The following is a 13,276-nucleotide window of genomic DNA, read 5'->3' as shown; positions in this document are numbered from 1 at the left end:
ATTTGTTTCGGTTGTTAACTTAGGACCTGCCTTGTTACCTAGACTAATCGCTTATTGCAATTGACTTTTCTCGCTTAGCTAAAGGAAGCGTCAGCGCTTAGTCAATCCAACAGACTCTCCCGACTCTGGTCAGACTTCCTTTGTCACATAACTGTAATCTAAGCGAAAAATGAAAAGCCTTTCAATCCCACTTTTTCTCTATCTTGCTGATTTTAAATAGCTAACCTTCGCAGTTTGACTTTTTGGTCAATTCTTATTTGATGTTTTTTTCGCTAGCCTTTCTCGAGCCAATTGGTATTGGCATCACATATAAGGCGGGTTTATAGCTCGCTGATAAGGGAAAGGAATACAAGGATATGAAAAAAGCAAAACTCTCGTTGCTATATAGTGCCATGGCGGTGATCGGCGCCGTCACGCTGGTTGGCTGTGGCAGCGACACCGAATACGTTTACGTTGATCGCGATGGCGATATCGTTACCAGCATCGATTGGTTGCCACGAGTGTAGGGGCTGACGGCTCTAGCGATGCAGAAAGCTATGATTGGGAGGTGAGCGGTGATGCAGCAGTAACACTGCTTGGTGATGAGACCCAAACCACTGAGAACTTCAGAAAGCTGGCAAAAGCTGATCCTGCGGGCTCATTCGATGTAACGCTTACCACCAATGCGGGCACTAAAGCAGAGCTCGTGGATAGCCATAGCGTCGACGTGATTGACCTGCTACCCACTAAAAACGTGATCCTAATGATCGGTGATGGTATGGGCGATGGCGCTATCGATGTTAGCCGCGCCTATCTCGGTGAAACCCTGTTTATGGAGCGAGGCACCAGCCATGGCCGAGCAAAAACCGCCAGTGCCGATACGTTAGGGTTTGAGCAACTACCTGGCATCGGTGAAAACTACTACACCGATTCCGCGGCAGCAGCAACCGCACTGGCTACCGGACGCAAAGTAAACAATGGCGTGGTATCGCTGGCCTACCCCGGTGATGGCTCACCGCTACAGACGATTCTGGAGTACGCCCAGCTAAGCGGCCGCTCCGGTGGTATCGTGGCGACCTCGCACTGTGTGCATGCAACCCCAGCAGGCTTTGCCTCTCACGGACCAAACCGTAACGACTTTGTGCAGCTATCAGCAAGCATGTATGGCGATGTTCAACCAAACGTCACCCTATGCGGCGCCAAGCAAGTCAGCGGCGTTGATGTGATTAGCCAAGCGGCGAACGATAACGACTACATCGTGGTGAACAATGACACCGATATGCAAGCCAAGCTGGCCACCCTGCCTGCGAGCGATGCCGATGCGGAGATCCTGTTTGCGGGTATCTTTGGTGTAGATGAAATCCCTTATATCTCGCCAAACCGCTATCAGCGTGAAAAAGGCTGGAGCTATGAGTCTTTGGATATTCCGAGCTTGCCAGAGATGAGCTTAACCGCCATCGATATCCTGTCGAAAAACCCTAATGGTTTCTTCCTGATGATCGAAGGCTCACAGATCGACTTTGCAGCCCACAATAATGATATCGACCGAGTCATCGAGGAAACCCTCGATTTCGATGATGCGGTAGCTGCAGTGGTTGAATGGGCTAAGGCCGACGGCGAAACCTTGGTGATTGTCACCGCTGACCACGAAACCGGTGGCCTGGAACTTATCCGTAACAACGGCAAAGGAGAGCGCCCGCAAGTGAGCTGGAGCACCGGCGATCACACCAACGCCGACGTCTCTATCTTTAGCTGGGGCGTCAACAAGCAGGTGTTTAACGGCCACATTATCGATAACACCTCGATCAACAACATCATGCGAGGTGCATTTGACGCCGAGTAATCAGTTAATGCGCTAAACCTCATCTGTAACTAACGAAAAGGCTCGCATTTCGCGAGCCTTTTTTTAGTCATCATCATCTTCGTCATCATCATCGGGTCGCCAGGTGGTAGGGCGGTAGATCTCCACCCTATCCCCTTCGACCAAGGGGTTGTCCAAGCCCACAAAGCGGCCGAAGATCCCCAGCTTTTGTTGTTGTAGATCGATCTGCGGGAACAGGTCGAGGATGCCGCTTTGGTGGATGGCGTGGATGGCGGTGGCGCCTTCTGGCACTTCCAGGTCCAGCCATAGCTGCTGCTCGGGGGTGGCGTAGGCAATACTGACATGCATTAGCGGGCTCCTTCTACAGACGGCTGTTCGCCGGGCTCTTCGACGGGCTCTTTTAACGAAAGCGCTTCAACGTCGGGCTCGCTAGGCTTCTCCAGCCACGCCTTAAGCAGGCGGTGCAGGGCCAGCAGGCCACCGAGTACGATAAAGCCTCCCGGCGGCAGCACTAATAGCAACATCCCGCGATAATCCTCAATCACCTGCAGCTCCATAAAGGAGAAGGCGGGGCCGAGCAGGATGCTGGCGTTGGCGAACAGAGTGCCAGAGCCGAGTACCTCGCGCAGTCCGCCCAGTACTACCAGCACCCAGGTAAAGCCAAGGCCCATCGCCACGGCATCGGCAAGGGCGGGCAGCACGGAGTTACGGCTGGCGAAGGATTCCACCCGGCCAAGGATCGCACAGTTGGTCACAATCAATGGAATAAACAGCCCCAGTACCTTGTGCAGCGGGTGCAGCCAGGCGTTGAGGATAAGGTCGGTCATGGTCACCAAGGAGGCGATCAGCAAGATATTAATCGGGATCCGCACCGCCCGGCTAATAAAGGGCTTCAAACAGGATACTGCCACGTTGGCGCAGATCATCACCGCCATGGTCGCCAGCCCCAGTCCCAAGCCGTTGGTGGCGGTGGAGGTAACCGCCAGCAGCGGACAAAGCGCCAGACACTGGCCCAGCACCACGTTGTTATCCCACAGGCCGTCTTTAAAAATGCTGCGATAGTTGCTCATGAGCTGACTCCTGTTGGTCCAAGTGTGAAGGATGAGGGCTGTGAAGACTGAGGGGAGGAAGGTTGGCAGGCTGCTCGGCGACTGGCTTGAGCTGCTCGGCCAGCGCTTGCAGGCTATGGTGCACCCCATACACCACCGCACGTGGGGTAATGGTCGCGCCGGTGAACTGGTCGAACTGGCCGCCATCTCTCTCTACCGCCCATTGGCTGGTGGCGGTATTGCTGAGGCTGAGCCCCTCGAAGCTGGTAATCCATTGGTCCTTGGCGATCTCAATCTTATCGCCCAGGCCCGGGGTCTCGGCATGGCTGAGCACCCGCACCCCGAGGATCTGCATCTGTTGGTCGAGGCCGACTAAAAACTCGATGGCTCCGGCGTAGCCCGGGGTTTGGCCCTGCAGTACATAGCCGGAGGGCTGGCCAAGCTCATCGCTGGCTTGATACCACAGGTAGCTTTGGCCATCGAACTCGAAGCGCTGCTCGGTGTCGAGCAAGGCGTTGTGGTAGTAACTGGCTGGGATCACCATATCGATGGCGGCGAGCTTGTCTTCGCGCAGCCGCTGCTCGATGGCGGGGGCGGTAAAGCTGTTCAGCAGCAGCAATAGCGAGCTGCATAGCGCAACCGCGATGGCCAGTGAGGCCGACTGATACCAAGTGTGCTCGCGCACCTGCTCCATGGTTTGTTCTAGTCTTTGTGACAGCTTGGCTTGGCTGGGTTTGGCGACATCTTGCATGGGCTAACTCCTCCTTGATGCGCGTGATTACTGCAGGTGAGCCGACTGGCTGCCGAACACTGCTGGGCGCAGATAATGGTCGATCACCGGGGTGGCAGCATTCATAATCAGCACCGCAAAGGCCACGCCCTCGGGATAGCTGCCAAAGCTGCGGATCAGCCAGATCAGCAGGCCACAACCCAAGCCAAACACCCACTGCCCCTTGTTGCTGGTGGGCGAACTGACCAAATCGGTGGCGATAAAAAAGGCCGCTAGCATGGTGCCACCACTTAGCCAGTGGTGGAGGATCGAATCAAAGCTCTCCGGGGCGATTAAGTGGGCGACTAACGCCGGCGCGCCTAGGCCAAGCAGCAAGGCCACCGGGATCACCGGGCGGATAATCTTCAGCCACACCAGTGCCAGGCCACCAAGCAAGATCAGTATCGACGAGGTTTCGCCCAAGCTACCGGGGTGGGCACCGCTTACCAGCTCAACCAGGCTCAACCCTTCGGCCATGTTATACAGCGGGGTGGCGGCACTGATGGCATCGATGCCCTGCCAGGCGGCGCTTAAGATAATCTCGCCATCCGCAAAGTCAGGGGTGGCGATGGCGCGCCAATCGGTGAGCTCCACCGGAAAGCAGATCAGCAGCATCACCCGCCCGAGCATTGCCGGGTTAAAGGGGTTGTGGCCAAGCCCGCCAAACACCTGCTTGCCGATGATAATGGCAAAGGCCGAGCCAAAGGCCGCGACCCACCATGGGGTGGAGGCGGGCAGGCTCATTGCCAGCAGCAAACCAGTTAACAAGGCCGAGCCGTCCATACAGGCCCGCCAATCGCGGCGGCGCAGCAACAGACAGAGCCACTCCGATAAACACGCGGCGGCAATACAGCTGGCCAGCACGATCAGCGCCGGCAGGCCAAAGTACAGCACGCCGGCCGCCGCGGCGGGCAGCAGACAGGCGGCCACGATATACATCAAACGGGTGGTCGACGTTCCGGCATGGGTATGCGGCGACGCCAGGGCTAACATCTTGCTCATTCTTCACCTCCTGAAGCGGCGCGGCGGCGGGCCGGGCGTTTTCGCTTACTGGCTTTGGCCGCCTTGGCGGCTTTTTTGGCTTCAGCCTCTTTGGCTAGGCGCAGCTGGCGAGCTTGAGTCAGCTCGCGGGCGTGGGCTGATTTTTGGCGCATGCTACGCTGGGCATTGAGGTTGCCTCGGGCATGCTGGAAGTACTGCACCAGTGGGATCTTAGATGGGCAGACATAGCTACAAGCACCGCACAACAGGCAGTTATCCAGCCCAAAGTGCTGGGCCTGCGGCCAATCGGAAACCCGGCTGTAGGCCGCCATCTGAAAGGGCATCAGCCCCATTGGGCAGGCTTCCACACAGCTACCGCAGCGCACACAGGCGTGGCTCTGCTCTTGGCGCAGTTCACTTTCTGTTAGCGCCAGCACCCCGCCGATGCTTTTATCGGTGGGCACAAAGGGAGAAGGTAGAGCCTGGCCCATCATCGGACCGCCTGCGACTAAGCGGGCCGCATCGACCTTTAGGCCGCCACACTGGGCGATAAGCTGGGATACCAGCGTGCCGATCGGCACCACCAGGTTGCCGGGCTCCTCCACCGCTGCGCCGGATACGGTAATCACCCGCTCAATCAGCGGACGAGAGAAGCGCACCGCATGGAATACTGCGCGGGCGGTAGCGACGTTGTTTACCAGGATGCCGAGCTTGGTACTGAGCTGCCCCGGCGGCACCATCTCCCCGGTGACCGCTTTGATCAGGTGGCGCTCCGAGCCCATCGGGTAAAGGCTAGGCACGCTTTTCAGTGAAATCTGAGGTAGCTCGGCGATGGCATCGGCCATCATCGCGATGGCTTCGCCCTTGTTATCTTCCACCGCGATGATCGCTTGCTGGGCGCCCAAGGCCTTCAGCATCATTTGTACCCCTGAGACGATCTCGGCCGCTTGTTCGCGCATCAGTCGATCGTCACAGGTCAGGTAGGGTTCGCACTCGCCGCCGTTAATCAGCAGGGTGTGGACCTTGGCCTGGCGAGCCAAGCGCAGCTTCACTCCGGTGGGGAAGGCCGCGCCACCGAGGCCGACAATCCCGGCGTTCAACACCTTTTGGATAATCTGCTCGGGGGTGAGCTGGCGATAATCACAGGGGCGATGGTCCTCGCCCCAGCGCGGGTCGCCATTGTTTGACAGCACCATGCAGCTGGTTTTAAGCCCCGCCGGGTGAGGGCTGGTCACCTCTTTAATCGCTTCTAATTTGCCATTGACCGGCGAGTGCAGTGGCACCGCCATATCGCTGCTACCTTTGGCTAGTAGCTGGCCTTTAAACACCGTTTCGCCCACCTCGACCAGCGAGACCAGCTTAGCGCCGTTGCGTTGCTGAAGATTGAGATAGAGATGATCGGGCGAGTCGAGCCGGTCGATATACTTATCTTCGGTCAGCTCTTTAAAGCCCTTGGGATGAATGCCCCCGGCGAAGGGGCGTGCGGACAAAAACATGCTCGGCTCCTTTTAATTCTGCGTGGCTAGGCCGCTCTAGTTGAGTAGCTAAGCTACTTGGGGCTTTGGCCAGTTCCAGGTATGCGGCTGGACGGCCTGTGGTTGCATGGTTAAGCAGCCCTGTGGGCAGGCCTTGGCGCACAGGTTACAGCCGGTACACACCTGAGAGATCACGGTGTGCATCTGCTTGCTGGCACCGACAATGGCATCGAAAGGGCAGGCCTTAAAGCAGCGGGTGCAGCCGCTGCAGTTGCTCTCGTCGATCACCGCAATCATGGTGACCTGCTCGCCGTCGTCGTTCAGGCTAATGCCGAGTAGCTCGGCCACGCTGGCCGCCAGACCTTTACCACCGGGCGGGCAGCAGTTGGGCGACAGGCTGCCAGAGACCATCTTCTCGGCCGCTTGGCGACAGCCGGGCTCACCACACTGGCCGCATTGGCCGCCGGGCAGCATCGCTTCAATCTCATCGACCCGCGGATCGCCCTCGACCTTGAGGGTTTTCGAGGCCCAACCCAGCGCGCCACCGAGTGAGGCACCTAATAAGGTTAGGGCTAGCAGTGAAAGGACTATCATCATCGCATCTCTCCTTATTTGACCATGCCGGCAAAGCCCATAAAGGCCATCGACAGGATGCCTGCGGTAATAAAGGCTATCGGCAGTCCGGTGAAGGCCTCGGGCACGCGCGACAGCACCAAGCGTTGGCGCAGTCCGGCGAACAACACAATCACCAAGGTAAAACCGGCCGCGCTGCCGAAGGCATAGAACAGCGTGGTAAGCAGGCTCATCTTCTCTTGAATGACCAACAGTGCGACCCCGAGGACCGCGCAGTTGGTGGTAATCAGCGGCAGGAAGATCCCCAAGGCCTGATACAGACCGGGGCTATATTTCTGAATCAGCAGTTCGGTGAGTTGCACCACGGCGGCGATCACCAGGATAAACACCAGGATGCGCATCACCCCAAGCCCTAGCGGCTCGAGCAGCAGGCTTTCCAGTAGCCAGGCGGCGATGGCGGCTAGGCAGAGCACGAAGGTGGTGGCCAGCCCCATGCCTAAGGCACTGTCGACCTTGCTGGAGACACCCATAAACGGGCACAGGCCGAGAAACTTCGCCAGTACCACGTTGTTCACCACCGCCGTGGCAACAAACACCAACAGATATTCGCTCATTGCGCTCTCTCCTTGCTTGTGTGGCTTATCTGGACGCTCGGGGAGCTGAGCGGTCCATTGCGCTGTATAAGGAGAGTGACTGCACAAGGCATACCATGGGGCAGCGGAGCACTATTTTGGGGCTTAAGCCCCGCATGGCGTGGTGTGGCGGGTGACAGCACTTACTGACATTGAGGTTTCAAAGCCGACAATCGCCACAAAAAGGACTGTGGAGTTTGTCACAAATCAAACAAGCTCGAACTAAACGCGCTTGTGGCACGGCTACTCCCCCATGCAGGAATACTGATTGCATTATCACTTTTAACTGGACCAAGGAGTGAGGATCCTATGAGTGATACGCAACACACAGAGCAAGCGTTGGACGATGGACTCGACAGCTTGTTTTCCCAGATGCCGTTGGCAGGGCAGTACCTGCAACTTTTGGCCCAGGCACCCGTGGCTATCTCGGTCACCGACCTTGATGCCAAGATCGAGTATGTGAACGCTAACTTCACCGAGGTGACCGGCTATAGCCTTGAGGAGATAAAAGGAGTCAATCACTCCTTACTTAGCTACAAGACCACACCCAAGGCGCTCTATCAATCATTGTGGGAGCAGATCCGCAAGGGCGATCGCTGGCAGGGCTGTTTGATCAACCGCCGTAAAAACGGTGAGCGCTATCTGGCGGATGTCACCATCGCGGGCCTGTTCGATGAGGGCGGCAAGCTTACCCACTATATGGGGATCCACCAGGACGTCACCGAAAGCCACGACCTGCAAACCCGCCTAAACAACCAAAAGAGCCTGCTGGAAGGGATCCTCAACGCTGCACCGGTGGCGGTGGCAATGCTCGATGAAGAAGGCCGGGTGGTGCTGGATAACCTTAGCTACAAAACCTTGGTGAGCGATTTTGAGCAAGAGCCCGCCGACCTAGTGCTGGAGCAATACAAGCAGCGGACTCAAGGCTGTTTTGCCTTGAGTAACTGCAATCAGGAAGGCTGGAGTCTGAGCGTTAAGACCCCAGCGATGGCGCGGGAACGCTGGTTTAGCTGCCAGGTATCGCGGCTACCGTTTCAGCGCTTCGATGTTGATAAGTTTTTCGCTAACACGCCATCGGATTACTACATCCTGACCATGACCGAAACCACCAAGGAGCAGCGGCGTCGCGAACATCAACGGATCCAAGAGTTGGCGCGAATGACTGCCGAGTCCGAGGCTCTGCACACCATGCAGGAGGCACTGCAGGCGGCGATTCATCAGATCCAAGGGCCGATCAACATGATTGATGCGGCGGTGAATTTCTTCTGTAGTAGTGGCCGCGCCTGTCCGCGGGTTGAGGCGATGAAGATCGGCGTTGAGGCGGGCAGCCAGGCCATCGAACAGTTGCAGCAGGCTCTGCCGGAGCGTCCGCAGGAAGCCCGTCAGCCGGTCAACCTCAATCAACTGGTACACGACGTCACCGCGATTAGTAATCAGCGACTGCTGCAAGGCTCGGTCAGCGTGCAGCTCAAGCTAACCGGGGTGCTACCGTCGGTGACCGGGCAGGCCAACCGCTTGCGGGTGGCACTCAAGCAACTGCTCGACAACGCCATTGAAGCGATTGAGTTCAACAAGTGCGCCCAGCGGGAGATCGTGATCAGCACCATGGAGCGCGATGGCGACCTGCAGTTTGTATTGGAAGATAGCGGGCCGGGCATCGATGAGAGCCTCAAGCTTAAGATCTTTCAGCCTTTTTATAGTACCAAGCCAATGACCAGTAGCGGCTGTCGCGGGGTGGGCCTGAGCATTGTGCAACAGGTGATCAGCGAGCATCGTGGCTTGGTGCAGTTTCATCGTTCCTCCTTGGGAGGAAGCAAGGTAGTGATCTCACTGCCATCGGATCGTCAGGGAGGTGAGTGATGGTAACCACAGCAAATGCCTGCCCCAAGTTGGCCCAGCGCCATTTGGCGGCGCTTTATGAAGTGTGTAGTGTGCTGACCAGCAGCCTGGACTACCAATTGAGTATCGCCAAGGTGTTGGAGGTGATGCACGACAAGGCGATGTTGCAGCATGCGATATTGGCGCTGGTGGACGAGCAGGGCAAGCTGCTGGAGGTGGAAAAGGTGCATGCACCGGGCCGCGAAGCGCAGTTTAAATCGACCCGCTACCGCAGCGAAGAAGGGATTATCGGTACCGTGTTCAGCCGCAAACAGCCGATCGTGTTAAGCCGAGTCGAGAATGATATGCGCTTTAGCGACAAGCTGGACCTTTACTCGCTGGACCTGCCGTTTATAGCGGTGCCGCTGAGTAAAGACCAGCAGGTGATCGGGGTACTGGCCGCCCAGCCAGAGGTGGCTGACCCAGAGCTACTGGCCAACTTCACCCAGTTTATGGATATGACCGCCAGCCTGGTAACCCGCAGCGTGCTGCTGGCCAAGGATGTGGCGGTGCAAACCGATAACCTGCAGCAGGAGCGAGACCGCCTGCGCCGTAAGGTGCGCAGCAACTATGGGCTGGACAGCATTGTTGGTCACAGCAAGGCGATGCGCCGGGTGTTTGAGCAGATCCGCTTGGTATCGAAATGGGACAGCACCGTGCTGGTACGTGGTGAGTCGGGGACCGGTAAAGAGCTGATCGCCAATGCCATCCATTACAACTCGCCGCGCGCCGCTGGGCCCTTTGTAAAGCTCAACTGTGCGGCGCTGCCAGATAACCTGCTTGAGTCGGAGCTGTTCGGCCACGAGAAGGGCGCCTTTACCGGCGCAGTGAAACAGCGCAAGGGCCGCTTTGAGCTGGCCGATGGCGGCACCCTGTTCCTCGATGAGATCGGCGAGATCTCGGCGGCCTTCCAGGCCAAGCTGTTGCGGGTGCTACAGGAAGGCGAGTTCGAACGGGTCGGCAGTGCGCAGACCCAAGTGGTGGACGTGCGCATCATCGCTGCGACCAACGTCAACCTGGAAGAGTCGGTGACCGAAGGTGATTTCCGCGAGGATCTCTACTATCGCTTAAACGTGATGCCGGTTTATCCGCCAGCATTGCGCGACCGCATCGAAGACCTACCCGAGCTGGCCCAGTTTCTGTTGGAGAAGATCGCCAAGCAGCAAAAGCGTGAGTTAACCCTAAGCGATAGCGCGCTGCGGCTGATGATGAGCTACCACTGGCCGGGCAACGTGCGCCAGCTCGAGAACCTGTTGGAGCGGGCCTCGGTGATGAGTGAAAGTGGCCGCATCGACCAAGACCTGATCATGCTCGACCATATGGAGCCGATTACCATCAGCCGGCCAAGTGCCAAAGTGGCCAAGGCTAATCTGGAGGATCCTGAGCTGGACGAACGGGAGCGGGTGATTGCCGCGCTGGAGCAAGCCGGCTGGGTGCAAGCCAAGGCGGCACGGCTGCTGAACATGACCCCGCGCCAGATTGCTTATCGCATTCAGGTGATGAACATCCAGATGCGCCAGCTGTAGCAAAGGTGACAATTGTCGATCGTGGGGTCGACAATTGTCTTTTCTAATCTGTTTAAGTTCATGAAAAATAAGGAAATAGATTGAGGGTATGTGAATTGCAACACAGCTATTAACCGTAATAGATGTTTGGAATTCGATTATGTCTCGATCCGCCTCACAATCCGCCTCACAGTCAGCTTGCTCCGCATCTTCGCCGCCACCGAACATGAGTGCCGAACAGGCCGCATTGGTAGAAAAGCATCCCTGCTTCTCCAAGGGCGCCCACCAGTTTGCGCGTATGCATTTAGCGGTCGCGCCAGCGTGTAACATTCAGTGCAATTACTGTAATCGCAAGTTTGACTGTAGCAATGAGACACGCCCGGGTGTCTCCTCCAGCCTGTTATCGCCCGCCGCAGCGGTGCAGCGCTTTGCCAAGGTCAAGCAGCGCATCCCAGAGACCCAAGTGGTGGGGATTGCCGGGCCAGGCGACCCGCTGGCCAACCCCAATGCCACGCTGGCAACTCTGAAAGCGGTCGGGCAGCACGACGATGAGGTGCACCTTTGTGTCTCCACCAACGGCTTGGAGCTGGAAGATCAGTTACCCAAGCTTCTAGAGATAGGTGTTAAGCACCTCACCATTACCATCAACTGTATCGATGCCGCCATTGGCGAGCAGATCTATGCCTGGGTCTACTTCAATGGTCGTCGTTTGCGCGGCAAGCACGCGGCGCAAACCTTGATTGATCGTCAATTGAAGGGGCTAAAACTGGCCATCGAGGCGGGCATGTTGGTCAAGGTCAATACAGTGCTGATCCCCGGAATCAACGATTGGCATATTGCAGAGCTGGCCGAGGAGTTGCAGCGCTATGGCGCCTTTGTTCATAACGTTATGCCGCTGATTTCCGACCCGGCCCACGGGACTTACTTTGGTTTGATGGGCCAACGCGGACCGACTGACGAGGAGTTGGCTCAGGCTCGCAGTGATGCCGGGGTGAGCATGGCGCAGATGACCCACTGCCAGCAGTGTCGCGCTGATGCGGTCGGCAAGTTGGGCGAGCAGGTTAATGTTGATGAGATACCAGAGGTGGTACCTGCCGAGCTGACGGTAGCTGTGGCCAGTCGCAGCGGCGAGTACATCGACCAACACTTTGGCTATGCCAAATCCTTTGACCTTTTCCGTGTCGGTAAGGCCGGCGTCGAAGCGCTGGCCGCACGGGATATCGAGGCCTATTGCCGCGGCCAAAACGAGTGTGATGAGGACGAAGCCCAGCTGCGGATGAGTCGGGCACTGCATACCCTGGAAGGGGTCGATGTGTTGCTGTGTAGCCGGATCGGTCTGCCGCCGCGCCAAGCCTTGCAAGAGGCAGGGATCTCGGTCAACACCGAGCTGGCGCTCAAGACAACACCGGAGGCCCTAGAGCAGATCCGCCAGCAATTGCTTGAGAAGAGCGCGCAAGGTTCCTGCGCTAAGGAGTGTGGCTAATGGCACTACGGATAACCCGCAGCTGTATTGGCTGTAACGCATGTAAATTGGTGTGCCCGCAAAAAGCGGTGGTGCGCGATGCCCACGGCTATGCCATCAATGCCCATCGCTGCGATGAGTGTGTCAGCCAACCCAATCCGCCCCAGTGCGGTGAGATCTGCCCCATTGAATGTGCCATCGTCGACAACGAAGGGCGTGCCCTCAACCCACTCGGTAGCCTGACTGGCATTCCTTGTGAGCAAGAACAGGTGATTCAACTAACGGAACTGGCAGGCCATGTTTAACTCACTTAACGATCAAGCGGATCCGCGCGCCAGCGGCGAGGTGATTCCGCTTCACACCGCTCAGTCTGCTAGCTCTCCGGCTAATAGTGCTCAGACTGAAAGCGCGCCAGAGCCACAGCAGTGGTTTCGCCAGATTGTAGCTGCCCAGCTACAAGGGCTGGCGGCACTGCCCTATGGTGTCGGGCTCAATGATGGCGACTATCAACAACTACTCGATTGGCTCGCCGTGCCCGAGCTCAGCGAGCTCAACCTGCAGTGGCAAGCTAGCTCACCGACCGGCCAGCGCGCCGAGCTGTATCAGCAGATGTGCCAATTAAAAGCCGACGAGCTACAGAGCTTGCGCGCCTTGCTGCTTGAGCATTGTCGCGACCATCAGGACCCGGCCAACCACTGGATGCTGGAGATCATCGTGCACGCCTGCATGGCGCCCTCGCACCTTTGGAGTAGCTTGGGCTTGAGCACGCGAGCGGAGCTAGGGGTGTTATTGCACTTTTACTTTCCGGCGCTTGCTGCGGCCAATACCCAGCGTATGCGCTGGAAGCGTTTTTTCTATCGGCAGCTTTGCCAAAACGGGGGCGATTATGTCTGCCGGGCACCAAGCTGTGGCGAATGCAGCTCTTTTAGCGAGTGTTTTGCGCCGGAAGATTGAGTAATAAATGTTGTGTAGAAGTGCTTTACCAATAAGTAAATTAATACACTAGGGCAACAAACGGCTGCGTGTGTTTATCACTAATGTAACGCTATGGGTGGTATAAATGCCGTTTAGATCAATTTATGGCGGGATAAAATGTCGCTAAATATATCTGTAGTAAATCATTAATCTAACTGTCATTTTTCGTTCCTAGA

At 57.2% G+C, this 13,276-nt stretch carries 14 protein-coding genes; 7 read left to right on the top strand and 7 right to left on the bottom strand.

Annotated elements, in window-relative coordinates; all coding sequences use genetic code 11:
* Positions 1-356 precede the first annotated feature (356 nt).
* Both G462_RS24460 and G462_RS21940 read left to right on the top strand, forming a co-directional pair.
* Positions 357-506: a hypothetical protein gene (locus tag G462_RS24460; protein WP_157378567.1), complete on the top strand. Its 150-nt coding sequence runs from the start codon at positions 357-359 to the stop codon at positions 504-506.
* Positions 488-1,822, top strand: coding sequence for an alkaline phosphatase (locus tag G462_RS21940; RefSeq protein WP_084404962.1), 1,335 nt, complete (start codon positions 488-490; stop codon positions 1,820-1,822). Before G462_RS24460 ends, G462_RS21940 begins: the two co-directional genes overlap by 19 nt.
* Positions 1,823-1,885: 63 nt before the next feature.
* Here the strand turns inward: G462_RS21940 and G462_RS0106615 are convergent, their stop codons facing one another.
* The 7 genes from G462_RS0106615 to rsxA are packed head-to-tail and all read right to left on the bottom strand — an operon-like array spanning position 1,886 to position 7,262.
* Positions 1,886-2,149 (bottom strand): RnfH family protein, encoded by a 264-nt coding sequence (locus G462_RS0106615; protein ID WP_026958298.1) that lies wholly within the window; start codon positions 2,147-2,149, stop codon positions 1,886-1,888.
* Positions 2,149-2,871: an electron transport complex subunit E gene (locus G462_RS21935; protein WP_051326582.1), complete on the bottom strand. Its 723-nt coding sequence runs from the start codon at positions 2,869-2,871 to the stop codon at positions 2,149-2,151. Before G462_RS21935 ends, G462_RS0106615 begins: the two co-directional genes overlap by 1 nt.
* Complete coding sequence (locus tag G462_RS21930) at positions 2,846-3,601, bottom strand: RnfABCDGE type electron transport complex subunit G (RefSeq protein WP_051326581.1); 756 nt, start codon at positions 3,599-3,601, stop codon at positions 2,846-2,848. The genes G462_RS21935 and G462_RS21930 overlap by 26 nt, the downstream gene beginning before the upstream one ends.
* A 27-nt stretch (positions 3,602-3,628) precedes the next feature.
* Complete coding sequence (locus G462_RS0106600; RefSeq protein WP_026958297.1) at positions 3,629-4,621, bottom strand: RnfABCDGE type electron transport complex subunit D; 993 nt, start codon at positions 4,619-4,621, stop codon at positions 3,629-3,631.
* Positions 4,618-6,096: an electron transport complex subunit RsxC gene (gene rsxC, locus G462_RS0106595; RefSeq protein WP_026958296.1), complete on the bottom strand. Its 1,479-nt coding sequence runs from the start codon at positions 6,094-6,096 to the stop codon at positions 4,618-4,620. The genes G462_RS0106600 and rsxC overlap by 4 nt, the downstream gene beginning before the upstream one ends.
* 48 nt (positions 6,097-6,144) lie before the next feature.
* Positions 6,145-6,672 (bottom strand): RnfABCDGE type electron transport complex subunit B, encoded by a 528-nt coding sequence (locus G462_RS0106590; protein ID WP_035477001.1) that lies wholly within the window; start codon positions 6,670-6,672, stop codon positions 6,145-6,147.
* Positions 6,673-6,683: 11 nt separating this feature from the next.
* Positions 6,684-7,262, bottom strand: a complete 579-nt coding sequence (gene rsxA / locus G462_RS0106585; RefSeq protein ID WP_026958294.1) for an electron transport complex subunit RsxA — start codon at positions 7,260-7,262, stop codon at positions 6,684-6,686.
* 327 nt (positions 7,263-7,589) lie between these two features.
* Here rsxA and nifL point away from each other — a divergent pair, with 327 nt between their 5' ends.
* From nifL to G462_RS21920, 5 genes are all read left to right on the top strand, one after another.
* Complete coding sequence (nifL, locus tag G462_RS21925) at positions 7,590-9,140, top strand: nitrogen fixation negative regulator NifL (protein ID WP_051326580.1); 1,551 nt, start codon at positions 7,590-7,592, stop codon at positions 9,138-9,140.
* Positions 9,140-10,684 carry a nif-specific transcriptional activator NifA gene (gene nifA, locus G462_RS0106575; RefSeq protein WP_035476997.1) on the top strand — a complete coding sequence of 515 codons (1,545 nt, stop codon included), beginning with the start codon at positions 9,140-9,142 and terminating at the stop codon, positions 10,682-10,684. Before nifL ends, nifA begins: the two co-directional genes overlap by 1 nt.
* Before the next feature lie 139 nt (positions 10,685-10,823).
* Entirely contained in the window at positions 10,824-12,146 is a 1,323-nt protein-coding gene (gene nifB, locus G462_RS0106570) for a nitrogenase cofactor biosynthesis protein NifB (protein WP_084404961.1), read from the top strand.
* Entirely contained in the window at positions 12,146-12,430 is a 285-nt protein-coding gene (locus tag G462_RS0106565) for a 4Fe-4S binding protein (RefSeq protein ID WP_026958291.1), read from the top strand. The genes nifB and G462_RS0106565 overlap by 1 nt, the downstream gene beginning before the upstream one ends.
* Positions 12,423-13,079: a nitrogen fixation protein NifQ gene (locus G462_RS21920; RefSeq protein WP_051326578.1), complete on the top strand. Its 657-nt coding sequence runs from the start codon at positions 12,423-12,425 to the stop codon at positions 13,077-13,079. Before G462_RS0106565 ends, G462_RS21920 begins: the two co-directional genes overlap by 8 nt.
* Positions 13,080-13,276: the final 197 nt, after the last annotated feature.

It is taken from the genome of Aliagarivorans taiwanensis DSM 22990, assembly GCF_000429505.1.
GTDB lineage: Bacteria > Pseudomonadota > Gammaproteobacteria > Enterobacterales > Celerinatantimonadaceae > Aliagarivorans > Aliagarivorans taiwanensis.
This window is presented reverse-complemented; position numbering and strand designations above follow the sequence as displayed.